We start from the raw sequence: 23173 nt of genomic DNA, 5'->3' as shown, positions 1-23173 counted from the left end.
GCAATCTAAGCTTTGATAAAGGGGTTGAACTTCATGGGTAAATCACAGGACCAGCCTAAAGGAAATCTCGCTTGGTGGCAGCTCTCCTTAATCGGCGTCGGCTGCACAATCGGGACGGGCTTTTTTCTCGGGTCCAGCATTGCTATTGTCAAAAGCGGATATTCCGCGCTGATCTCATTTCTTATTGCCGGGCTTGGCACCTATTTTGTCTTTGAGCAGCTCGCGAAGCTTTCGGCTAAACAGCCCGAAAAGGGGTCTTTTTGCGCTTATGCGAGAAAGGCTTTCGGCACTTGGGCCGGTTTCAGCAACGGATGGGTGTACTGGTCGTCCGAGATGCTGATCACGGGAAGCCAGCTGACAGCAATCTCGCTGTTTACGAAGCATTGGTTTCCGAATGTGCCGCTGTGGATTTTCGCCTCCATCTATGCGGTGCTCGGTCTTTTGATTATATTTACGGGGCTGTCCGTTTTTCAAAAAACGGAAAATGTGCTCGCTGTTGTCAAGACGGCGGCGATATTTATGTTTATCGTGATCGCCATATTGGCGCTGTGCGGTATATTTTCTCATAAACCGGATGTGCAGGTGCCGAACGAATCAAAGGATTTGTTCCCGCACGGAGCGATGGGGTTATGGACGGGACTGATTTATGCGTTTTACGCCTTCGGAGGAATTGAAGTCTTGGGGCTGATGACCGTACACTTGAAAAAACCGGAGGAAGCCTCAAAATCAGGCCGGCTGATGCTTGCCGTACTTGCGGTGATTTACGTCATTTCTCTCGGCCTGGCGCTGCTGTTAGTGCCGCTGGGCAAATTCACCGAGCAGGACAGCCCGTTTATTACATCGCTGAAGGGTTTTCATTTAGATATCATTCTTGATATTTTTAACGGGATTTTTATTATTGCGGGATTTTCCACGCTCGTCGCCTCGCTGTTTGCCGTGACGACATTGCTTTGTACAATGGCCGATGACGGGGATGCGCCGAAATGCTTCAGATTAAAGGAAAACAAAAAAATCTGCTGGCCTGCGCTCGGATTGACGTTTGCCGGACTCATCGTCTCCATCATCCTGTCATTGGTGCTGCCGAAAAATATATATGAACACATGACAACCGCAGCGGGCCTCATGCTTCTTTATACGTGGCTGTTCATTTTGTTCTCGGGCAAGAAACTGCTCGAAACGACAAAGATGGGAACCGCACAGATTGTTATCGCCCTTGTGCTGATTGTCGCGGCCGTCTCCGGGACGCTGTTTGAGAAATCGAGCCGGCCCGGTTTTCTGGTCAGCCTTTGTTTTCTCGCCGTCATTGCGATCGTGACATGGATCGTACAAAAAAAGCAGGGACACAGCCCTGCCGGATCATAGCTTATTTCGTCGGTTTAAATAGTCTTTTCAAATAAGAAAAGGGACACTTTGACACTTGCGTCTCATCATCACGGAGGAAATATTGCTTCCATTCTAAATTGTCTTTTCCTCCGTACCACCCCAATCGGGGATGAAGAGGGGCTTCATCATACGCCTCTAAGCGTTTTCTGATCAGCCGGCTCATGTTTCGTCCGAACGCGGTTGAATCATTTAATCCTTCGAAAATCCATCTCGGCTGAAACGCCAGCATAAAAAACGGGAAGCTTCTGCTTTGTCGCGCTTCATGCGCAGGCGTCGCGCACAGAATAAAATACGGCTCGCCGTCAAAGCAGAACTCCCATTTATAATGTTCAGGGTCTTCCGGCATATCTTCCGGCCAGTCATTCGGGTCGCAGCCGCTCAGCCGGTTTAAAAAAGACCAGAACAGCTCTTCATACGCCTCAATTGAATAATGCTCAGCTAAATCCTCAGGCGTATCAAAAATCACAAGCAGCGACGCGTATCTTCCGGTATTCCTTGAGATCTTTCCGTACTCGGACAGCAGCATCCCCACTTCCTCCGGGGTTCCGTCTTCGCGGGGATCACCCGCAAAGGATATCCGGAGCTGATCTGTCAAAAATCCCTGACGTCCGGGAATGCACGGAAACGTATCCGCTTTATCGCCTACTTTTTCTGATAGAAGCTCAAAAGCGATTCTCTGCCAATTTGGCAGATCCAATAACTTTTCCTCAAGGCAACTTTTTGTGTACAGCCCGCTTGCCATCGGCCCACCTCCAGTATCGTCATGATACGTTATGACGGAGATAGGCGATGGGTGACTCTTCTTCTATTTATGAGATGAGCATTTGAATCCCCTGCCATCCGAAATAAAACCCGAAAACGATCAAAGACACACCCGCCGCTCCCGTCAGCCAGCGGAGCGCTTTTTCATGAAGGAGATTTCTGAAAGTGCTCGCGGCGACCGCCATGCAGAAATCCCAGATCAAAATGCCGAGAAGAATGCCGGAGCTGTAAATCAAAAGCTGATTTGCATCGAAGGATTCAGCGGTTTTGGCGAGAATGCTCCCGTATATGCCGAGCCAGAATAAAATGCTCAGCGGATTGGAAAGAGAAATAAAAAATCCCGCGCCGAATGTTTTGTAAAAAGCCGGTTTTCCTTTTCCGCTTCTGACATTCATGGCTTCCCTGATATTTTTTAACGTTTCGACTCCCGTATAGGTCAGCACGAAAAAACCGAAGAGCCACAAAAACGTTTTTACAAAAGGAGCGGTCAAAAATTGAGACAGCCCGAAATAGATCAGAATCATATACAGCCCGTCCGCGGCCATGGCGCCAAGACCGAAAATCCATGCATGCCAAAAGCCGTTTTTGATGCCTTTGTCAATTTGCGCTGCATTGACCGGTCCGACAGGTGCTGACAATGACAGCCCGAGAACGATGTAGCTTAAAAAGATGTTCATTGGCTTCCCCCTCATTCATGCAACTTGTACAAGTTATTCATGAATGGGCCGTGCTATGATACATTATTTTAATTTCTCAAGCTCGTCTTCCATCATGTCCGTCGCTTTTCCTAAAAAATCGAATATCAGCTGCAGTTCTTCTTCTTTATATTGTCGGCAAAGGCTGATCGTGGACTGGGATAAGGAGCTGAACAATTGCTTCACATTCGCTTTTCCGGCTGTCAGCGGCACGATGATCACCCGACGTTTGTCTTCGGGGTCTTTTTTCCTCATGACATATCCCGCTTTTTCGAGCCGGTCAATGAGCGCCGTTACCGAACCTGTGCTGAGGCCGGTTTTTTTCCCCAGCTCGCCTGCGGTCATCGGGCCTGCTTCATTTAAGATATCAGCTGATTTTAAATCGGTCGGAAACAGACCGAGAGATTGAGCGGCCGCCTGATGAAACAGGATCGTCCTTGTGGCCATCTTCCGGAATAACTGTATCGCGGTTTCCTCCGTCTCGCTTCTGGTATTTCTTGTTGACAACTGACAGGCCTCCCTATAAAATCAATTTATCTTGACGATCAAGATAATTTTCGGCAAATCTAATATGATCATAGCAAATTTAATGATCAAAAGTAAGTATGGGAGGAAAAAGCATGGAACAAACAGACGCGAAGGACGCCTCGACGAAGTTTGTCGTCATCGGTCTTTTGCTGGGCATTTTAATGTCGGCTATGGATAATACAATCGTTGCCACTGCGATGGGAAATATCGTGGCGGACCTCGGAAGTTTCGATAAGTTCGCGTGGGTGACGGCATCATACATGGTAGCCGTTATGGCCGGTATGCCGATTTACGGAAAACTGTCCGATATGTACGGACGCAAACGTTTCTTTTTATTCGGTCTTATTCTTTTCTTAATCGGATCTGCATTATGCGGAATCGCCCAAACAATGGATCAGCTCATTATTTACCGCGTCATTCAGGGAATCGGCGGAGGCGCGCTGATGCCGATCGCCTTCACGATCATTTTTGATTTATTTCCGCCGGAAAAACGCGGAAAAATGTCGGGCATGTTCGGTGCCGTTTTCGGCCTGTCCAGCGTTCTCGGACCGCTTTTAGGCGCGCTCATTACCGACTCCATCAGCTGGCACTGGGTGTTTTACATCAACGTGCCGATCGGTATTTTATCATTGTTTTTCATTCTTCGTTATTATAAAGAATCCCTTGAACACAGGAAACAGAAAATCGACTGGGCCGGCGCGATTACGCTGGTGGTTTCCATTGTCGGTCTGATGTTCGCTCTTGAGCTCGGCGGAAAAACGTATGATTGGAACTCCGTGCAGATCATCGGTCTGTTCGCTGTGTTCGCCGTGTTCTTTATCGCCTTTTTTATTGTGGAAAGAAAAGCGGAAGAACCGATTATCTCATTTTGGATGTTTAAAAACCGTTTATTTGCTACAGCACAGATTCTGGCGTTCCTTTACGGAGCCACGTTCGTCATTTTAGCGGTGTTTATCCCGATCTTCGTTCAGGCTGTGTACGGAAGCACCGCTACAAGCGCGGGCTTTATTTTGACGCCGATGATGATCGGTTCTGTTATCGGAAGTATGATCGGCGGAATTTTCCAGACGAAAGTGCGGTTCCGCAGTTTAATGCTGATTTCCGTGGTCGCTTTCTTTATCGGAATGCTGCTGCTTTCCAATATGACACCGGATACGGCGCGTACGATGCTGACGGTATTCATGCTGATCTCAGGATTCGGCGTCGGCTTCAACTTCTCACTGCTGCCGGCCGCGTCCATGAACGATCTGGAGCCGCGTTATCGCGGAAGCGCCAACTCAACAAACTCGTTTTTGAGATCATTCGGTATGACGCTCGGTGTGACGATTTTCGGCACCATCCAGACGAATGTGTTTACCAATAAGCTCACAGATTCATTCAGCGGCATGAAAGGAGCGGGCGGCGCGATGCAGAACATAGGAAATCCGCAGGACATTTTCCAGGCCGGCACGCGCGCTCATATTCCGCCGCACATTCTGGATCGCATTATTGACGCCATGTCGCAAAGCATCACATATGTATTTACGCTTGCGCTAGCGCCGATCGTCATTGCCGCCGTTACCATTTTGTTTATGGGAAAAGCGAGAGTGAAAACCTCTCAGGAAATGGCGAAAAAAGCGAATTAAAAAAAGCAGTACATGGCGTTTGTCATGTACTGCTTTTTTATTTACCCAGCGAAATGCGGAGCGAGAATATCTTTCAGCACGTTTGCGCTGCGGCTGAATTGAGCCTGTTCTGTTTCATTCAGCTCAAGTTCCGTCACACCTGCGATGCCGTTCCGATTGACGACGGCCGGAACGCCGATAAAGACGTCGTTTACACCGTATTGGCCGTCCAGATATGTGCTGACGGTTAAAATGCTGTTTTCATTACGCAAAATCGCTTTTGTGATGCGGGCGAGGCTCATCGCCACTCCGTAATATGTCGCGCCTTTTTTCTCGATAATATGGTAGGCCGCGTTTTTCACATCGTCAACGATCTGATCCAGCTCGTCCTGTTTGTAAGCTGCATTTTTCTCCAGCAATTGCTGCACCGGCACTCCGCCGATATTGGCGTGACTCCATACAGGAAGCTCGGTATCGCCGTGCTCGCCGATAATGTGGGCGTGTACGTTTTGCGGAGCGGCTCCGAAGTATTCGCTCAGCATATAACGGAATCGCGCAGAATCCAGTGTCGTGCCGCTGCCGATGACGCGTTCTTTCGGCAGCCCGCTGAATGTCCATGTCGCATAAGTGAGAATGTCGACCGGGTTTGTGGCAACGAGGAAGATGCCGTCAAATCCGCTTGCCATTACTTCACCGACAATGCTTTTAAAAATGGCGAGATTTTTTTCGACCAGCTCAAGTCTCGTTTCGCCCGGTTTTTGATTGGCCCCTGCACAGATGCACACGATATCGGCATCCTTGCAATCCTCATATGTGCCGTAAGACGTTTTGACCGGATGAGGCGCAAATGCCTTTCCGTGATTTAAATCCATGACATCTCCCATGGCTTTTTCTCTATTTACATCAATGATCACAAGCTCATCTGTGATCCCTTGATTAATTAACGCAAATGCATAACTGCTTCCAACAAAACCTGCTCCGATTAATGCTACTTTGTTCACTCGTTCGTTCATCATGTATGCTCATCCTCCAGTGTTTCGTGGTGTCTGTTTTTATCTTGTGAAGTATTTCACATTTATATTGTGCAATACTTCACAAACTTTTGCAAGAGAAAAGTTTGATTTTTGGACAAAAAAATATCGGTGATGGTTTCCAGATTGTTGACAACATCCTAAAACGGAACCGTTTTAGGATGTTGTCATCTTTTCAGCGTGAATGAAGACGCGCTGTCCCTTTCTCAGAAGCGGGGGTTTGCCGGCACGCTGATGTGATGATGGCCCTATCCATTAATGCGGAAGATAACCATTCAAACCGGAGTTGTTATACAAACCATTCTGCACATAATCAAAGCCGGGCTGGTTCTGGCCGGGCACTTGGGCGCTGCCATTGTTAAAAATCACTTTGGCGTTGGCCGTATCCGCATTCTCAGGCAGCGTCAGCGTGTACATTCCATCTGCATTCTTGGTCATGGCTTTCCCCGGCCACGATCCGGTTAATTCTATGGCCCTGCCTCCATCATGTTTATAGATATAAGCATTTACCTGGCCCCAATGATCCGGATTTTGATAGCCAATGATGTTGGTTTGGGCCGGGTCTTTTTTGACAAACGTGTATTCTTGGGTTCTCGCTGCACCCTCGCCGTTCGTTCCGGTTAATTTGATGTTGTATGTCGTGCCGATTGGATCTTCTTTCCCGATCGTTAATCGGTCTCCATCCTTAAATGCTGTCTCTTGACCATTATTGATTTGGTAAACGGCTTTTGTTGTTTTCGCATTTGTACGCAGGGTGACCGTCAGCTGATCATTGAAAGAATGGACTGCCCCCGTTTGGTAATCTCAAGGAAGACATGAGGCGCATTTCCAATGTCGTCAGGATAAAGAACAGCCGCGGATCTGGCATTGATCGTACCTGTCAGTTTGCCGTTCGCTACTTGAAATGAACCGGCGCCGGCCCTATTATCATACCTGCCGTCAGGTAATTTCGTTGAAGTATTGACGGTGACAGAAGACGATCCTGCATTTGCCAGCACAACGCCTTTTGAGCCGCGCTGATTCATAAATATTTGATTGTTCCCATTCGGATTCGAGAGTTCCTCGGGCTGCCCGGCCATTTCATTGTGAAATTGATTGACCGCAGTGATCGCCTGATCTTTAAATAAGGCGCTCCCGCGATCTCCTATTTGACTTTTTCCGGGAAATCTCACACCATTTCCTCCGCCCTCAGGTCTGGAAAAGAAAAGAGGCGTGCTTCCTGAGCGGGAACCAATCACTGCCCAGCCTAAACGAATATCGTCATCACTCATCCATGTGGACTCTTCATCATCATTGGCATACGTATCATGTGATTCCACCCATGTGACTAACTTGTCCGCAGACACGTCAGATGCATAATGGGAGATATTCGACACACTCAGATTACGATTCTTTAAAGCGGATCTGATGGAATGCCCGTAGTTAGAAGCCGTCACATTCATATAATTCGCATAAGCAGTATCTCTGGATGCGCTGTCTTGCAGGATTTCTCCGTATTGGAACTCCGCCGATGTATTTGTGATATTCGGCCAAAATTGGCTGCCGTAATTCCCATCATCCGGAAGCTCTATATGCTTGGCGGCATCATAGCGGAACCCGTCTGCTCCGTCATTCAATGCTCTTTCCAAGAAACCTTTCAGGTAGGCTTGCACCTCAGTATTCTGAGTATTCCAATCATACAGCCCAAGCAATGCATTTTGAGTGATGTCCCATCGGTCCGACCAATTTTTAATTTGTGTGTTTCCATGGGTCCAGTTTGGAATACGCTTAATCTCGTCAGAAATCGCGCCATAATCGCTGGTGGTATGATTGATAACCGCATCAACAATGACTTTTACGCCATATTTTTCCGCGGCTGCACACATGTCCTTAAATTCTTGTTCAGTGCCTAAGTAACGGTTTCCGATTTGGTACGATGTCGGCTGATACAGCCAGTACCAGTTCCTCATGCTTTTATCTCCTTGGTTCCCTTCCTTTACTTGGTTAATCGGAGACGTCTGAATGGCTGCATAGCCCGCATCACGAATCTCTTTCATATTTTGTGTTAACGTATTGAATGACCAATTCCAAGCATGAAGGATGGTCCCGTTTTTGACCGATGACGCGGCCATCTCATTCGATTTGTTTGCAGTTTCAGCGTTTGCAGCCGCCGGGCCTGACAAAACCAAATGAAACAGCAATAAAAATCCGGCGAATAACGGCAGTAAAGAGGTTTTGAATCGTTTTTCAAACATTTTTGACACTCCTTATTTCATTTTTGAAGACTGACTGCGGAGTCAAAAATTCCTCTTACTCTTTCTTCAGCTCCTTTCAACTGTTGTGAAGACTGGAGAATTCTGTTAACGCTTACATTTCAACTTATCACACTCTCTCTATCAAAGCAACGTGACAGAGTGAATTCAAATCTATATTCCTATCAATTAAAAAGACTTCCCGCTTTCAAACAAAAAAAGAAACCACCTGTCAAGATGATTTCTTTTTTATTTCTTTTATCGCTCTTCTGTAAGACAGCTTCACAATGACATACCGAAGCAGAAACAGAATGCCTCCGCAGACGATAAAAAGAAAGATCATTTTCAGCCAAGCAAAGAATGTATGGGGAAACCCCCTGTCGTACATCGTAATCGCCGCTACCGCAAAAGTGACCGCAATTGAATCTATCCGCTGCTGCTTCACCCGCTTTTGCAGTTCTTCTTTGGTGTCTATTCTCGGCATGAGCATTCCCGACGCTCCCGCCCTGATACAATAATAAACAATTATAATGAAGAAAACCGCCAAGCTACCGGCCCATTCCCTAAACGGACAGTTCAGAACAAGTCCGCGTACGATGATGTCAAGCAAAGACAGTGTGCCCACAAGCATTCCGACTTCTGACCAAATCATTCGTTCTTTCTCTTTCACACTCTCACTCTTTCCATTCACGTTTGAAAGTCTGTTCCGACGCTGATTCATGACTTCCTCCCGTACTATTAAGAATGGCTTACAACTCCCATTATATCTTGCCGATTCATAATGATAAACCGAAATATCATTGACAAAAATGTTAATAAGGACCCCAATTGATCAGGACGCCTATGCATATAAACACAAGGCCGATGACAAACCAAATCAGCGCCAGCGGAATCATGAAGCGAAGCCACTTTACGTACGGAATGCCGCTGGCAGCCAGTACGGCCATCAGCACGCCGGAAGTCGGATTGACACAGTTTACGACGCCTTCCCCAAGCATAACCGCTTCAACCGCGACCTGTCTCGTGATACCCATCAGATCGGCAAGCGGCGCCAAGATCGGAATAAATACGACCGCCTCCCCTGAGCCTGATGAAATCAGAAAATGAAGCAGGGCGCTGGAAATATACATTCCGATGGCGCCTGCCATCGGGCTGAAACCGTGCAGCAGTGACGCAAGTCCATTGACTACCGTATCAAGCAGCTTTCCATGTTCCAGGATAACGGAAATGCTTCTCGCCATTCCGACGATCAGCGCGCCGTAAACGAGGCCCTGACAGCCTGTAATAAACGTTTTTGCGATATCATTTGCCGCCATTCCCGCAATCAGGCCGGACACGATTGAGATAAAAATGAACACGGCGGCCATCTCTGAATCAGACCAGCCAAGAGTAAGCGCGCCGTATAAAAAGCCTGCAAGCGACAAAGCCGCGACAGCCAGAATCAATTTATGGCGGACGGTAAACGGGACATGCTTGTCCTCCGGCTCAGAAACCTGCGGGAGTGAACCTGCCGCCGGAAACCAATCGTTCCCCAGCAGACTGGCGTCCTTTGCTTTTCTGAGTTTTCTCGTATACCGATAAATATATAAAATAGATGATAACAGAAAACAAATGTAGACGGCAATCCGCAGGCCGATACCGGAAAACAGCGGCAGCTCCGCGATGCTTTGTGATAACCCGAGCGGTGAAGGTGATAAAATCGTAGCGTTAAACCCGGCATAGCAGCCGATATAAATGACGGCCGCTCCGGCCACGGCGTCCCATTTCAGCGAGCGGGCGACGATCAGGCCGATCGGAATAAAACCGATCACGGAATTAACGACGATGCCGGTTGTGCCGAGGATCGAAAACAGAGATCCGACAATCGCAATAAACAGCAGCTGTTTTGTGCGGAACGTACTGATGACATTACTGATCAATCCATTGATGGCGCCCGTTTTCTCCAAAATCGCAATGGTGCCGCCCGTAAACAGGATTAAAAAAATGATCGGCGCGGAACTTGTCATCCCTTCCTGAATCGCGGTGAAAAAAGCGATCGGGCTGACAGGAGACTGGTCTAAAGAATGATAGCTTCCCGGGACGGCGGACGTCACACTGCCCTTTGTCACCCTGTCAAATTCTCCCGCGGGAACGATGTACGACGCTATCGCGCATAGTAAAGCGACAATGAACAGCAGCACATAAGCATCAGGCATCACAAACAATTTCTTCTTTTTCAATACAGGTTCGGCCTTCGGCACAGCCATACCATCACCATCCCGCTTTAAATTTATAAACTATTCAGAAAATACAGATATGTGCTATATTATATACAGACCGATTGCCTGTTTTCAATATCAAAAATAAAAAACAGACAGCTTTTGAAGGAGGACTTACGGCATGAACAGACTCACAGCGCATGAAAAGCAAGTCATTATGGATATTTTTGACCACCTGCACGCCAATCCCGAAGTAAGCTGGAAAGAATATCAAACAACTGAATATCTGACTGAAAAACTGAAAGAGGCCGGCTGCCGGACCCGCACGTTTGATGATTGTACCGGGGTTGTCGGCGAAATCGGAGAAGGCTCGCCCGTTGTGGCTGTCCGGGCGGATATTGACGCGCTGTGGCAGGAAGTGGACGGTGCCTTTCAGGCGAACCATTCATGCGGACATGATTCACATATGACGATGGCGCTCGGCACGATGATGCTTTTAAAGAGTCAGCCGAAACTTCCGAAGGGCACCATCCGCTTTATTTTTCAGCCGGCGGAAGAAAAAGGCGGCGGAGCGCTGAAAATGATTGAAAAAGGCGTACTGGATGATGTTGACTTCTTATACGGCGTGCACGTGCGCCCCGTACAGGAAACGGCAAACGGCCGATGCGCACCGTCCATTCTGCATGGCTCAAGCCAGCATATAGAAGGACTGATTATCGGAGAAGAAGCCCACGGCGCGAGACCGCATCTCGGCCTTAACAGTATCGAAATCGCCGCTCTTCTCGTCCAAAAACTCAGCTTCATTCATCTTGATCCCGGCATCCCGCATTCCGTGAAGATGACAAAGCTTCAGGCAGGCGGAGAGAGTTCCAATATCATTCCGGGAAAAGCATCGTTCAGCCTTGATCTCCGCGCACAAACCAATGCCGCCATGGAGAAATTAACCGCCGAAACCGAAAGAGCCTGTGAAGCGGCGGCTGCCGCATTCGGCGCAAAAATCGAACTGCAAAAAGAACACAGCCTCCCGGCAGCCGAGCGAAACAAGGAGGCGGAAGCCATCATGGCATCTGCGATCAGCAGCATTCTCGGAGAAGAACATCTGGATGAACCTCTTGTGACAACCGGTGGAGAGGATTTTCATTTTTACGGGTTAAAGGTGCCGAACTTGAAAACGACGATGCTCGGCCTAGGATGCGGTCTGGAGCCGGGACTTCACCATCCCCAAATGACATTTGACCGAAGCGCCATCTTTACTGGAGTTGAGATATTAACGGCCGCCGTCCTCAAATCGTTTGAAGCATAAAAAAAGCAGCCCGTTACAGGGCTGCTTTTCTTCATTATTTCTTCAGATCTTCAATTGAATTGACGTTTTTCATATACTGAGGAACGACCAGACCCATCTTGACGCCTGTCAGACTCGTTCCTACATCTTCATATTTGCCTTTATATTTAGACGCATATGCCTTATGGGTATTCGGAAGCCAAGCAGACAATGACGCATCCGCGCTGCCTGTCGCAATCGCAGTCCACATCGGTCCTGCCTCCACTTGCGTCAGCTTCACGTCATAACCGAGGTCTTGAAATACTTTTCCGATTACATTCGTACTTGCGATTTCACTGTCCCATGCCACATAAGCCAGGTTGATTTTATCCCCTTTAACTTTATGGGCGCCTTTTGTCCATTGAGCCACTTGATCTTTGTGTTTTTTCACATATTCAGCTGCGGCTTTGGCCGGATTTTCGCCTTCCTCAACGGCAATCATGACTTCTCCCATATCGTCCTGCGTCCATTTAAACTGGCTGAGAACTTTGGCCGCGTTAGGCTGTTCCTTACTGAAGCCGGTTCTAGTAATCGTATGAATCTGCTCGGCAGTTCCATACGTTTTTTTCGGATCATCAAGGAACTTCAGCTTGTATCTGGAGAACATCCAGTGCGGCGTCCAGCCCGTTACGATGATCGGCTTTTTCCGGTCATATGATTTCTTCAATGTCGCCGTCATGGCAGCACTTGATGCCGTGACGACATTCCAGTCTTTCAATCCGTAATCCTTCACGGCCTCATCCGTCAGGGCCATGATCCCCGATCCCGGATCAATACCGATAATGGTTTTGTTCACCTGGTCCGCAGCCGTTGCCTTACCATCAGTCTGCGAACCGCAGGCAGCCAAAGAAAGAGCCAGCGCAGCGGTAACGCCGACACCGATGATTTTCTTAAGCATCAGGCATTCCCCCTGCTCTTCTTCTTCACTTTAATGTTTTGCGTGATACGGTCGAGTGTAATCGCTACGATAACGATCGCGATACCCGCTTCCACTCCGACACCGGTTTTCAACTGTGTCACGGCGCTGTATACTTCAGAACCGAGGCCCGGCGCACCGACCATGGCCGCGATAACGACCATTGACAAAGCAAGCATGATGCTTTGGTTAATACCGGCAAGAATTGTTTTTGTGGCAAGCGGAAGCTGGACCTTGAACAGACGCTGAGACGTCGTTGAACCGAATGCTTCCGTCGCTTCAATCAGATCAGCGGGAACCTGTTTAATACCGAGAACCGTCATGCGGATCGTCGGAGGCATCGCGAAAATAACAGATGCCACGACGCCTGGCACAACCCCGATATTAAAGAAGAAAATTGCAGGCAGCAGATATACGAAAGCCGGCATGGTCTGCATTAAATCCAGAATCGGTGTGACAATGCGGCGGACCGTTTCTTTCTGAGACGCCCATATGCCGATCGGAACCCCGATAATAATGGAAATCAAAACAGAGGTGACGACAAGCGCCAACGTTTGCAGCATCGGCGACCAATAGCCCAAATAATCAATAACAAGGAATCCGATTAACGTAAAGAGTGCAATTCCTCTCGTACTGATCCACCAAGCGAGAGCTGCAAAAATAACAGTCAATAAAATAGACGGGATGAAACCCAAACCGCTCACAATCGCGTTTACGAAAGCGGCCAAACCGTTTGAGATTCCGTCAAAGAAACCTCCGAACGTCATGGTAAGCCAGTCAACAAACCGGTCAACGATATCTGCTAACGGAATTCTAGGCAATCTGTCCATTTACTTCACCCCCTGAACAGAAGAATCCTGAGCTTGTTCAGCAGAATCTTCAACATTTATATAATCGTTATTTCCTGAAAGCGCGCCGATTAATGCGCCTTTTACGACAATGCCTTTCATGCGGTCCTTATCGTCCGTGACGGCGATCGGAATATTCGCATCAGACACGACATCGAAAATTTCCGTCAAGTACGTGCTTTCGTTTACAGTCGTAAATTCAGTATTTAGAATATCCTGAAGCGATAAGTCGGATTCCACCGCTTTTTTCGCATCCGCCGCGTGAATGACGCCGAGAAGCTGTTTCTGTTTATCAACGGCGTAAATAGAAGAAATACCGAGATTCTTCATGAGCTGCAGCGCTACACGAGGCCCTTTGTCAATCCGCACGGTTTCAGCGCGCTTCATGATGTGACCCGCTGTCAGAACTTTGGATAAATCAACGTCCTCAACGAATTTCTCAACGTATTCATTGGACGGGCTCATCAGAATTTCTTCAGGCGTCCCGATCTGAACGATGTTACCGTCTTTCATCAGCACGATTCTGTCGCCGATGCGCAATGCTTCATCAAGATCATGTGTGATGAAGATGATCGTCTTGCCGACAGAGTCATGAAGGTCTAAAAGCTCATCCTGCATGTCTTTGCGGATCAGCGGATCAAGCGCACTGAAAGCTTCATCCATCAGAAGAATGTCAGGATCATTCGTCAATGCGCGGGCAAGTCCGACACGCTGCTGCATTCCTCCGCTGAGCTGATCAGGGAATTGGTGTTCAAAGCCTTCAAGACCGACAAGTTTAAGCGAATCAAGCGCTTTTTGCTCACGCTCTTTTTTGTCGACGCCTTGGAGCTCCAAACCGTATTCCGTATTTTCAAGAATCGTTCTGTGCGGAAACAGCGCAAATTTCTGAAAGACCATGCTGATTTTTTTCCGGCGCACTTCCCGGAGCTGGTCTTTTGACATATTTGTTATCATGTCACCATCAATATAAATATTCCCGGCAGTCGGTTCAATAAGCCGGTTTAACAGCCGAACTAAAGTTGATTTACCGCTCCCCGATAGACCCATGATGACAAATATCTCCCCATCATATACATCAAAGTTTGCTTGATTGACACCAACGGTTGATCCGGTCGCTTTCAGGATCTCTTTTTTGTTTTTTCCGCTGGACAGCATCTGAATGGCTTTTTTTGTCTGTTTTCCGAAAACCTTAGATACATTTTCGACTTTTATCTTAATTGGTTTCTCATCCAAATTCATATTTTCCCTCCATAATAAGCAATCTTTAATACCGTAACACGTTTGTAATAAGTCAAACAAACATCATAATCCCTTTTTATTTTGTATCATCACTTTAAAAACATCCCTGTGTCTTATTTTCCTCTGGTATGCTTCTAAATACTCTCTAATCCTCCTTATTGAGGATAAATTATAAAGGAAATCGGGCTTTTATCAGGCTTGAGAACGTTTCCATCGAATGTGCTGCAAACTGATTTCCTATCCTTTTTTTACAAATAAAAGAATTTTTTTGCGACATTGTCCCGGAAAAAGAAGTTTTCGCCTCCTGAAAATAAGGAATATTAAGGAAAAATATAGGTCTGTCAACAGACAGCTCACTAAAAAAGCACCCCAAAAGGGTGCTCATTGCGCAAGCTCTGTCTGTTTCGTTTCTTTTCCGAGAATTAGAATGGTGATGACGGCAATCAGGATGGCCGCACAAAAGACGGCGAAAATCACTGTAAACGAAACGTTCCGGGCTGCAAGCGATCCGACGAGAAGCGGACCGAAAATGCCGCCGATTCTGCCGACGGCCGCCGTTGTGCCGGAACCGGTCGCACGGATCGCCGCAGGATACTGCTCCGGTGTATAGGCGTAAAGCACGCCCCATGCGCCGAGATTGAAGAAGGACAGCAGCATGCCCGCTGTGAGCAGCATGGCCAATGAATCCGCGGCACCGAAGAAATAAGCGCTGCCCGCCGTTCCGAGCAAATAGATGACTAAGATGGTCTTCCGCCCCGCTTTTTCGATCAGCCACGCCGCAGAGAAATATCCGGGAAGCTGGGCAAGTGTCATCAGAAGGACGTATTCGAAGCTCTCAATCATGCTGTAGCCTTTCATCAGCATCACGCTCGGCAGCCATAAAAACATGCCGTAATATGAAAAGACGACGCAGAACCAAACGACAGACAGCAGCACCGTCGGCCGAATATACGGTTTCGTCCAGACACTTCCCGCCTGCCCGCGTATGCTTTTTTTCTGCGGCAATGCCTGATGCGCCGGTGATTCCGGAAGGCTTTTCCGCAAGTACAGCGCATAAAACGCGGCCAGCGCCGTTAAGAGCAGCGCGGCCTGCCAGCCGAATGACGGTATGACAAAGTAGGAAATCACCGCCGCAAGAAGCCAGCCCGCGGCCCAAAAGCTCTCAAGCAGCACGATGATCCGTCCCCGCTTTTCAGGAGGGGACGCTTCTGACACGAGCGTTGAGGCGACAGGCAGTTCCCCGCCAAGCCCCATTCCGATCAGAAAACGCAATATGAGAAAAACCGTCAATCCCGTTGCGAAAGCGGATATGCCGCTTCCGACAGAAAAGAATAACAGCGTGATCATAAACACTTTTTTCCGGCCGATCCTGTCGGCCAGCATTCCGAATACAAAGGCGCCCGCTGCCATACCGATGGAATTGACGCTTCCGATCCATTTCATTTGATCGGGCGTTAAATTCCAATCAGTGTGAAGCGCGGCGATAATAAACGACAAAATTCCGACATCCATCGCGTCAAACAGCCAGCCCATTCCGGCAATCGCCAGAAGTTTTCGCGGAGTGACGGCAGGTTGTTTGTTCATAAGCAGCACCTCAAATCGAAAATGATTACCGTATAAGTTTACACCTGTCTTTACACATTGTCATTATCTTTTTTCGCAAAAAAACCCCGCTTGCCGTAAGCAAGCGGGGTTTGTGTTAATTCTTTAAAACTGCGTTTTTAATATTATCCTGAAGCTGTTGAATCCGTTTCGCGCCGTCTTCTCTGATACGTCTGTTCTCTTCTTCGATCTGTTCCGTTTCCTGCATACCGCTGACGATCGTGTTCCAAGACGTTTCAATCGTCTCAATGTCAATGCTCGGACGGCCTGCCATACGGGCGATCTCCACGCTTTGGTTTGAAATATTTTCAGCGTTGCGCTTCAGCATTTCATTCGTGCGGCGGTCCAGCTCGCTCATTGAATCAGCCACAAGCTTTTGCCGTTTGACTGTGACAGCCTGAATGATGCCGTTTTTGAAAATCGGAATCGTAATAACGAAAGCGGAATTGATTTTTCCGATGAGCTTCGTATTCCCGCGCTGAAGGAGGCGGATCTGAGGCGCCGTTTGCAGCGCCACCATCCGCGCCATATCTAAATCATAGACACGTTCCTCAAGCGCCTGAAGCCCGTCACGCAGTGTATCAAGCTGCATTTGCGCAAGCTGGTTTCCGCCGGCCGCTTTTTCTTCATAAGAAGGAATAAGCGCCTGCATTTCCTCAAGCTTCATCTGCCCGGCAACGACATACTTTTCAAGCTCCATGTAGTAGTTAATGTTGTTTTCATACATCTCTTCAAGCGTATGGTTCGTCTTTGCCATTTCATCTTTGTATTTTGAAATTTCAACGTGGATTTTTTCAATTTCTCCGCCCAGGGTGCGGTACTTTTGAAAAATCTTTTCAATCATGCTGTTGCCGCGTTTGAACATTTTAGCGAGAAATCCTTTTGGTTCATCGAAATCATTTTTGTCAAAACGGTCCATGATTTTTCCGAGCTGCGTCAGCATTGTGCCTGAATCCGTGACACTTGTTGTTTTCATCATATTTAAGATGCGGTCGGAGAACTTCGAGATTTCAACTGCCGGTTCTTTTCCGTACTCAAGCAGCTCCATTTGGTTTTTCACGTCAATTTGCTGCGAAATGCGCTGCACTTCAGGGTCTTGGCGCAGCTGCACCCTGATGTCATCTGCTTTTTGTTCAGAAATCTCTTCATTTTTATCAAGAACAAGCGGATTTTGATTTTCTGTCATGTTTATTTACTCTCCCTGCTTTTGCGTAATGGTTCTAAACAGCTTTCTTACGAGTGACGGCTCCTTATATTCCTGCCGAAACACCATGTCCTCCAGCCAATGGACATCAAATTGGCTTTCTTCAATATAGTGCTCAATATCTTGATGCCCCGGCGGATTATACAAGATGATATCGACGCCGAATTTATTTAAAAACAACAGAGCGGCGGCGTCCGAACGTGTGAGTTCGCCATTTTGTTCCGTATGATATAAAATGAGTTTCGGAACGGTTTGGGCGTAATCAAACGTCTGAATCAATTGCAGCAGCGAAGCGGGCAGGTTCGTCGCCTGGCGGAACAAATAGATTGCGGCATCCCTTGCCTGCTCGCCGGGCAAAGCCTTCAGCCCTGGGTTTCTGCACATGTCAGAAATCACATTGGCGATGGCGTTCTGCACGCCTGACGGGAGGTGCTTGTACTGCCAGATGTTGCTTCTTTTAAGCCTTTCCGCGTCAATTGCTCCTTCTTCGTTCAAAACCTGACTGTAGTGATACTGGTAGTTGGCTTTCAGCTCTTCCGTAAACGGAAAACTGCGGATCATGTGTGTCTCCTGATAGTCCGCGGCGGTATGGAGTCTGTTCCAATATTCTTTCGTATCTTTGGAAACCCCCATCACTTTCGCAAAAAGGTTCGGAACGGCCACCCGCTCCCTGTCCGCTTTAAATTGCGGCCGGATAAATGCCCGCTCCTTCGCAATGAGAAATAACTCATCATACGTCGTTTTTAAAGTCACGGACTGCGGGGTATGATCCCTGAACTGCCAAGGCTTATACATCATAGATTCCTCATGGTTCAGCACATGCTCAATTTCTTTCGTTGACCGGTAGGCCGTCGTGGACGTTCTGTCCGGCTTTTCTTTCGGGAATGGCTCAAGGCCGCCTGTTGCGGGGAGCTTTATCACAAAGCTGAGTTCCTCATCCGGATCAATCAAGCTGAACGGATCTTCCGCAGCCGGATGAAACAATAGGACGTCACAGCCGATCAGCATGAGATAATAGAGAAAATAGAGCTGGCTTTTGGTAGCGTCTCCATACCACACCACCTTCGGCATCTCACGCTCTATATCGGCTTGTTCGAGCCATGGATTCAGGTGGTTCAGCGAAAACTTTGACACATCCAAGAGCACACGCCGGAAATCGGGGTGATTCAGCCCGTTTTCATGCCGGTCCGCAAAGGTTTCCAAAAGCGTCATAAACGCGGTTCTCAGCCGGCGGTGCATAAGCGGATCAGCGTGTTTGGCAAGCAGCCTGCCCCCATCGAGAAACGCGACAAATCTGGAAACCGAAAGCCCTTTCTCTTTTTGATTGACCGAATGGATGTGCTGGAGCGCCTGAAACGTTTCAGGCGCGATGGTCTTATCCAGCGTTTCGCTTAACACATGGATGTTTTCATGAGAAGACAGCTCGAAAAGCTTATTGTAATACTCCGTCTCATCATAAGGAGTGCCCAAAATCCGGACGGCAAGCCGGGTAAACGCCAGCCCGTTTTCCCGCTCGTAACCGGGACGTTCCGGCAGCGGCCGCATCAGAAACGTTTCCCAGTCATCGTTTTCCGGCTCGGCCTTTCGGATCACCAATTCTTCCTGCCTCATCATCTTCCTCCTTTCTCTTCATGATTATCGGTACAAAAAAGGAAGGAAATGAACTCTCCCTCCTTTTTTGTTTTATTCTTCTTTAGATGCAGCCGTTTGCTCCTGAACCTGCTTTTGTTTGTTGAAATAGTGGATAATAAACGTTACCACAAACGCAGCGATGATGATTCCGAAGAACACAACGTGCGGCATTTCATAATCAAAGGCGCTCGCCGCCATTTTCACGGCGATAATCCCGATCAGCACGAAAGCCGTGTTTTCAAGCTCAGGGATTTTATCAATTAAAACAAGGAATACTTTTGCGACTGTACGCATCATGAGAATGCCAAGCATACCGCCGATCAAGAGCACCCACACTTTTTCCGATACCGCAAACGCGGCCAAAATGCTGTCAACAGAGAAGGCCAGATCCATTAACTCAACTGAAACGACAGTGGCCCAGAAAATTCCGAACGTACGGACCATCCATGAATTTTTCTTCATGCCTTCCGTATCGTCATCACCTTCTCCGATCCAGAAATGCTTAATGACGAGCCAAGCCAGGTACAGCGCGCCAAGCACTTTGATCCACCAGAACTTAATGAGCAGCATTCCGATCCCGATAAAGATAAAACGGAAAATATATGCCCCGAACAATCCGTATGTTAATGCTTTCTTCCGCTGTTTTTCAGGCAGATGCCTTACCATAACCGCAAGCACTAACGCATTGTCGGCCGACAGCAGCCCTTCCAGCAGAACCAAGGAACCGATCAGCCCCCATGATACAGGGTCAGTCAGCACCTCACCCCACATTTTCCAATCAAAAAAGGAAGCGTAGGTCGACATAATATGATGTAGAAAATCCAAGTTTTTTCCTCCTATTTAGTAAAACGGTAATTTCCTGCTTACACCTGCAAGCCGTAATTCCGGCAAAGTGATGCCAGACCGCCGGAAAACCCGCTGCCGATGGCGTTAAACTTCCACTCAGCCCCATGGCGGTAAAGCTCACAAACGACAACCGCCGTTTCAATCGAGAAGTCTTCCCCTAAATCGAAACGAAGCAGTTCATTCTGGCTGTTTTCATCGACGACGCGCACGAACGCGTTAGACACTTGTCCGAAATTTTGGCCGCGCGCTTCCGCATCATGAATCGTGACGGTGATGCCGATCTTTTCAATATTTGCGGGTATTTTTGAGAAGTCGACGATAATTTGTTCATCGTCTCCCTCGCCCTCGCCCGTCCGGTTGTCTCCCGTATGGATGACGCCCCCGCTTGGGTGTTCCAGGTTATTGTAGAAAACAAAATCAAGATCATTTACACAGTTGTCATGGGCATCGACAAGAAAAGCCGACGCGTCAAGGTCAAAGTCATGCCCTCCGGAGTACTTGTTCGTATCCCAGCCTAAGCCGATCACCGCTTTTGTAAGGCCGGGGTTCGTTTTTGTCAGATCAACACGCTGTCCTTTCGATAATTGAATAGCCATGTGCCGTCCTCTCCCTTCTGTGTTTGATATGGTTCAGCCGATTTGCAGGCCGTAATCTGTCGCAATACGGGCCAGTCCGCCTTGGTAGCCTGAGCCGATCGCGGAAAATTTCCATTCGCCGTTATGTCTGTAAAGCTCCCCTGCGATAATGGCTGTTTCAATTGAGAAATCTTCAGCCAGATCGTAGCGGATCAGCTCTTCATTTGTCTCTTCATTGACAATACGCACGAACGCGTTGGAAACTTGTCCGAAGTTTTGGCCGCGCGCTTCCGCTTCATGAATCGTGATGACGAATGAAATTTTGTCAATAGCCGCAGGCACCGCGCTCAGGTTGACTCTTACGCTTTCGTCATCGCCCTCGCCCTGGCCTGTCAGGTTGTCGCCTGAATGTGCGACAGAGCCGTTTCCGCCTTCAAGCTGATTATAGAAAATGAAATCATCGGGCGACGCGCATCTTCCTGCTTCATTTAGTAGAAAGACGCTGGAATCTAAATCAAAATCATGTCCGCCGTCGTATTTGTTTGTATCCCAGCCAAGGCCGACAACGACTTTAGAAAGACCCGGATTTGTTTTCGTCAAATCTACTTTTTGTCCTTTTGCCAATGAAATTGCCATGTGAGCACTCTCCTTTTTATCGTTTAGGCGTATCGGTTAACGATATCGCCGATTTTTGTATCGTTTGTGCCTTCTCCTACTGCGGCGAATTTCCACTCGCCGTCCTCGCGGTAGATTTCAGCCGCGATCAGGCTCGTTCTGCCTGAATAGTTATCTCTTAAATTGTAAGTCACCAGTTCTTCGCGATTAGCCTGATCAACGACGCGGATGAACGCGTTTTGAATCATGCCGAAGTCCTGTTTTCGTCTGACGCAGTCGTAAATATTGACGACAAACACAAGTTTATTAATCTGAGCGGGCACTTTCGCCAAATCGATGAGAATTTGTTCATCATCGCCGTCGCCTTCACCCGTCAGGTTGTCACCCGTATGTACGACACCGCCGCACCGGCTTTTCAGATTGCCGAAATAGATGACGTTTTTGCTGTCTGTCATTTTATCATTTTCAAGCATCAGTACGGAAGCGTCACAGTCGATATTGGCACCGCCTCCGCCGAACAGCTTTCCGAAAAAGCCCCCGGATGATACAGGGTCCCAGCCGAGTCCGACCAGCAGTTTTGACAGGCCGGCTTTTCCTTTTGTTAAATCAATCCGCTGTCCTTTTTGTAAAGAGATCGCCATATGATTCACTCCTATTCTGTAAGGGTGCCGCTAAGCACGCCGCAAGTGCGCATTTTTACTAAATTCCGGGACAAGAATCCCGGTGTTTATTAAGATATACGTCTTTTATTATATCAAAGTTTCATAAAACATAAGAATTTTTGGCGAAAATCGGCGAAAAATCACTTCCTATATTCTCCTTCGTTCCGGAGAGAATAGAAAAAACAAAGAAATTGACGAGGACTGAACATTTTTCCTATCCTTGTATCAATACATGTCAGGAAAGGGGCAGACGAGTGATTGATTTAAGCATACTTGATCAGGCGCCAGTATCCAAAGGAAACGGGCCGCACGAGACGCTCCGCCATTCCGCGGAGCTCGCCCGCCTCAGCGAAGGTTGGGGCTATAAGCGGTACTGGTTTGCCGAGCATCACGGCACAAGAGGGCTCGCAAGCGTTTCGCCGGAAATTATGATCGCTCATACCGCCGCAGCTACAACATCCATCCGTGTCGGATCAGGCGGCGTGCTGCTGCCGCAGTACAGCCCCTATAAAGTCGCGGAAACTTTCCGTCAGCTTGAGGCGCTGCACCCGAACCGGATTGACCTTGGGGTCGGACGCTCACCGGGCGGCACAACGAAAATCCGGCTCGCCCTCACAGACGGGGTAAAGAAAAGCATGACCGAGTTTAACAGGCAGCTTCAGGATTTATCATCCTTTCTGACAGATTCAGTTCCCTCGGACCATGCTTATGCAGGAATAAAAACAGCGCCTTTGATTGAAACAGCCCCGCAGCTTTGGGTGCTCGGCCTCGGGGAAAACAGCGCCAGACGCGCCGCTCTTCAAGGTGCTGGCTATGTCTTCGGCCATTTCATTAATCCGGAACGCGGGGAAAAAGCTTTTCAGATCTATCGGGACCATTTCCGGGCCTCCGCCCACTTTTCCGCTCCCGCCTCGCTCTGTGCCATTTTCGTCATATGCGCGGCTACGGATGAGAAAGCGGAAGAACTCGCCTTAAGCCAGGATTTATGGCTTCTTCGTGTCGGAAAAGGCGCCGACAGCCGCGTGCCGAGTGTGGAAGAAGCGAAGGCTTATCCGTATTCGCCGGAGGACCGTAAACAGATAGAAGAAAACAGGAAGCGGATGGTGATCGGCTCTCCTGCCGCAGTGAAACGCCGTCTGCTTGAACTTTCCGAGCGGTATCAGACAAAAGAGATGATGGTGCTGTGCAACGTCTTTGATTTCGAAGCAAAAAAAGAGTCATATGAGCGTCTTGCTGATATATTTCTGTAAAAAAAAAGCCGTCAAACGGAGCAGCAGATGA

The 23173-nt window shown here is 48.2% G+C and carries 20 protein-coding genes and 1 pseudogene; 4 read left to right on the top strand and 17 right to left on the bottom strand.

Going from position 1 to position 23173, the window contains the following annotated elements:
* Window positions 1-33 precede the first annotated feature (33 nt).
* Window positions 34-1362, top strand: a complete 1329-nt coding sequence (locus G4O42_RS01685; protein ID WP_029973917.1) for an amino acid permease — start codon at window positions 34-36, stop codon at window positions 1360-1362.
* 1 nt (window position 1363) lies between these two features.
* On the opposite strand, the gene G4O42_RS01680 is transcribed toward G4O42_RS01685, so the two are convergent.
* The 3 genes from G4O42_RS01680 to G4O42_RS01670 form a co-directional block, all read right to left on the bottom strand.
* Window positions 1364-2125: a YqcI/YcgG family protein gene (locus G4O42_RS01680; protein WP_032872772.1), complete on the bottom strand. Its 762-nt coding sequence runs from the start codon at window positions 2123-2125 to the stop codon at window positions 1364-1366.
* 67 nt (window positions 2126-2192) lie between these two features.
* Entirely contained in the window at window positions 2193-2822 is a 630-nt protein-coding gene (locus tag G4O42_RS01675) for a LysE family translocator (protein WP_007409057.1), read from the bottom strand.
* A gap of 63 nt (window positions 2823-2885) precedes the next feature.
* Window positions 2886-3347, bottom strand: coding sequence for a MarR family transcriptional regulator (locus G4O42_RS01670; RefSeq protein ID WP_032872770.1), 462 nt, complete (start codon window positions 3345-3347; stop codon window positions 2886-2888).
* 113 nt (window positions 3348-3460) lie between these two features.
* Between G4O42_RS01670 and G4O42_RS01665 the strand changes: the two genes are divergently transcribed.
* Window positions 3461-4993 (top strand): MDR family MFS transporter, encoded by a 1533-nt coding sequence (locus tag G4O42_RS01665; protein WP_032872768.1) that lies wholly within the window; start codon window positions 3461-3463, stop codon window positions 4991-4993.
* A 41-nt stretch (window positions 4994-5034) separates the two neighbouring features.
* Here G4O42_RS01665 and G4O42_RS01660 read toward each other — a convergent pair whose 3' ends face one another.
* The 4 genes and pseudogenes from G4O42_RS01660 to G4O42_RS01645 form a co-directional block, all read right to left on the bottom strand.
* Complete coding sequence (locus G4O42_RS01660) at window positions 5035-5988, bottom strand: L-lactate dehydrogenase (RefSeq protein ID WP_007609256.1); 954 nt, start codon at window positions 5986-5988, stop codon at window positions 5035-5037.
* A gap of 270 nt (window positions 5989-6258) precedes the next feature.
* Window positions 6259-8237, bottom strand: a pseudogene (amyE, locus tag G4O42_RS01655) (alpha-amylase).
* Between the two features lie 229 nt (window positions 8238-8466).
* Complete coding sequence (locus G4O42_RS01650; protein WP_015416759.1) at window positions 8467-8955, bottom strand: DUF6773 family protein; 489 nt, start codon at window positions 8953-8955, stop codon at window positions 8467-8469.
* Between the two features lie 91 nt (window positions 8956-9046).
* Window positions 9047-10480 carry a YfcC family protein gene (locus G4O42_RS01645; protein ID WP_007609251.1) on the bottom strand — a complete coding sequence of 478 codons (1434 nt, stop codon included), beginning with the start codon at window positions 10478-10480 and terminating at the stop codon, window positions 9047-9049.
* Between the two features lie 133 nt (window positions 10481-10613).
* On the opposite strand from G4O42_RS01645, the gene G4O42_RS01640 reads away from it, so the two are divergent.
* Window positions 10614-11735: a M20 peptidase aminoacylase family protein gene (locus G4O42_RS01640; RefSeq protein ID WP_032872766.1), complete on the top strand. Its 1122-nt coding sequence runs from the start codon at window positions 10614-10616 to the stop codon at window positions 11733-11735.
* 34 nt (window positions 11736-11769) lie between these two features.
* Here the strand turns inward: G4O42_RS01640 and G4O42_RS01635 are convergent, their stop codons facing one another.
* The 10 genes from G4O42_RS01635 to G4O42_RS01590 all read right to left on the bottom strand — a co-directional run bounded on the left by G4O42_RS01635 (window position 11770) and on the right by G4O42_RS01590 (window position 21871).
* A complete protein-coding gene (locus G4O42_RS01635) occupies window positions 11770-12651 on the bottom strand; it encodes a glycine betaine ABC transporter substrate-binding protein (protein WP_032872764.1) in 882 nt (293 codons plus the stop codon).
* Complete coding sequence (gene opuAB, locus G4O42_RS01630; RefSeq protein WP_003156639.1) at window positions 12651-13499, bottom strand: glycine/proline betaine ABC transporter permease subunit OpuAB; 849 nt, start codon at window positions 13497-13499, stop codon at window positions 12651-12653. The genes G4O42_RS01635 and opuAB overlap by 1 nt, the downstream gene beginning before the upstream one ends.
* On the bottom strand, window positions 13500-14756 hold the full coding sequence (gene opuAA, locus G4O42_RS01625) for a glycine/proline betaine ABC transporter ATP-binding protein OpuAA (RefSeq protein WP_015416756.1): 1257 nt from the start codon (window positions 14754-14756) through the stop codon (window positions 13500-13502). It abuts the gene before it with no gap.
* Window positions 14757-15137: 381 nt separating this feature from the next.
* Complete coding sequence (locus G4O42_RS01620; RefSeq protein ID WP_032872762.1) at window positions 15138-16340, bottom strand: MFS transporter; 1203 nt, start codon at window positions 16338-16340, stop codon at window positions 15138-15140.
* Between the two features lie 115 nt (window positions 16341-16455).
* Window positions 16456-17544, bottom strand: coding sequence for a toxic anion resistance protein (locus G4O42_RS01615; RefSeq protein WP_032872760.1), 1089 nt, complete (start codon window positions 17542-17544; stop codon window positions 16456-16458).
* Window positions 17545-17550: 6 nt separating this feature from the next.
* Window positions 17551-19173 (bottom strand): YceG family protein, encoded by a 1623-nt coding sequence (locus tag G4O42_RS01610; protein ID WP_032872758.1) that lies wholly within the window; start codon window positions 19171-19173, stop codon window positions 17551-17553.
* Window positions 19174-19245: 72 nt separating this feature from the next.
* Window positions 19246-20019, bottom strand: coding sequence for a TerC family protein (locus tag G4O42_RS01605; protein WP_003156644.1), 774 nt, complete (start codon window positions 20017-20019; stop codon window positions 19246-19248).
* Window positions 20020-20057: 38 nt separating this feature from the next.
* Window positions 20058-20636, bottom strand: coding sequence for a TerD family protein (locus G4O42_RS01600; RefSeq protein WP_032872756.1), 579 nt, complete (start codon window positions 20634-20636; stop codon window positions 20058-20060).
* Between the two features lie 33 nt (window positions 20637-20669).
* Window positions 20670-21251: a TerD family protein gene (locus tag G4O42_RS01595; protein WP_003156648.1), complete on the bottom strand. Its 582-nt coding sequence runs from the start codon at window positions 21249-21251 to the stop codon at window positions 20670-20672.
* Window positions 21252-21274: 23 nt separating this feature from the next.
* Entirely contained in the window at window positions 21275-21871 is a 597-nt protein-coding gene (locus G4O42_RS01590) for a TerD family protein (protein ID WP_003156649.1), read from the bottom strand.
* Window positions 21872-22146: 275 nt separating this feature from the next.
* Here G4O42_RS01590 and G4O42_RS01585 point away from each other — a divergent pair, with 275 nt between their 5' ends.
* Window positions 22147-23142, top strand: a complete 996-nt coding sequence (locus G4O42_RS01585) for an LLM class flavin-dependent oxidoreductase (protein ID WP_032872754.1) — start codon at window positions 22147-22149, stop codon at window positions 23140-23142.
* Window positions 23143-23173 lie beyond the last annotated feature (31 nt).

Origin of the sequence: Bacillus sp. LUNF1 (assembly GCF_011008975.1) — a bacterium.
In the GTDB taxonomy this organism is placed as follows: domain Bacteria; phylum Bacillota; class Bacilli; order Bacillales; family Bacillaceae; genus Bacillus; species Bacillus velezensis.
This window is presented reverse-complemented; position numbering and strand designations above follow the sequence as displayed.

Excerpts from the sequence above, each read along its gene's own strand:
- G4O42_RS01665 (WP_032872768.1), top strand. The coding sequence starts at position 3,461 with ATGGAACAAACAGACGCGAAGGACGCCTCGACGAAGTTTGTCGTCATC.
- G4O42_RS01640 (WP_032872766.1), top strand. The coding sequence starts at position 10,614 with ATGAACAGACTCACAGCGCATGAAAAGCAAGTCATTATGGATATTTTT.
- G4O42_RS01620 (WP_032872762.1), bottom strand. The coding sequence starts at position 16,340 with ATGAACAAACAACCTGCCGTCACTCCGCGAAAACTTCTGGCGATTGCC.
- G4O42_RS01680 (WP_032872772.1), bottom strand. The coding sequence starts at position 2,125 with ATGGCAAGCGGGCTGTACACAAAAAGTTGCCTTGAGGAAAAGTTATTG.
- G4O42_RS01650 (WP_015416759.1), bottom strand. The coding sequence starts at position 8,955 with ATGAATCAGCGTCGGAACAGACTTTCAAACGTGAATGGAAAGAGTGAG.
- G4O42_RS01660 (WP_007609256.1), bottom strand. The coding sequence starts at position 5,988 with ATGATGAACGAACGAGTGAACAAAGTAGCATTAATCGGAGCAGGTTTT.
- G4O42_RS01600 (WP_032872756.1), bottom strand. The coding sequence starts at position 20,636 with ATGGCTATTCAATTATCGAAAGGACAGCGTGTTGATCTGACAAAAACG.
- G4O42_RS01675 (WP_007409057.1), bottom strand. The coding sequence starts at position 2,822 with ATGAACATCTTTTTAAGCTACATCGTTCTCGGGCTGTCATTGTCAGCA.
- G4O42_RS01595 (WP_003156648.1), bottom strand. The coding sequence starts at position 21,251 with ATGGCAATTTCATTGGCAAAAGGACAAAAAGTAGATTTGACGAAAACA.
- opuAA (WP_015416756.1), bottom strand. The coding sequence starts at position 14,756 with ATGAATTTGGATGAGAAACCAATTAAGATAAAAGTCGAAAATGTATCT.
- G4O42_RS01610 (WP_032872758.1), bottom strand. The coding sequence starts at position 19,173 with ATGAGGCAGGAAGAATTGGTGATCCGAAAGGCCGAGCCGGAAAACGAT.
- G4O42_RS01590 (WP_003156649.1), bottom strand. The coding sequence starts at position 21,871 with ATGGCGATCTCTTTACAAAAAGGACAGCGGATTGATTTAACAAAAGGA.
- G4O42_RS01615 (WP_032872760.1), bottom strand. The coding sequence starts at position 17,544 with ATGACAGAAAATCAAAATCCGCTTGTTCTTGATAAAAATGAAGAGATT.
- G4O42_RS01645 (WP_007609251.1), bottom strand. The coding sequence starts at position 10,480 with ATGGCTGTGCCGAAGGCCGAACCTGTATTGAAAAAGAAGAAATTGTTT.
- G4O42_RS01685 (WP_029973917.1), top strand. The coding sequence starts at position 34 with ATGGGTAAATCACAGGACCAGCCTAAAGGAAATCTCGCTTGGTGGCAG.
- opuAB (WP_003156639.1), bottom strand. The coding sequence starts at position 13,499 with ATGGACAGATTGCCTAGAATTCCGTTAGCAGATATCGTTGACCGGTTT.
- G4O42_RS01635 (WP_032872764.1), bottom strand. The coding sequence starts at position 12,651 with ATGCTTAAGAAAATCATCGGTGTCGGCGTTACCGCTGCGCTGGCTCTT.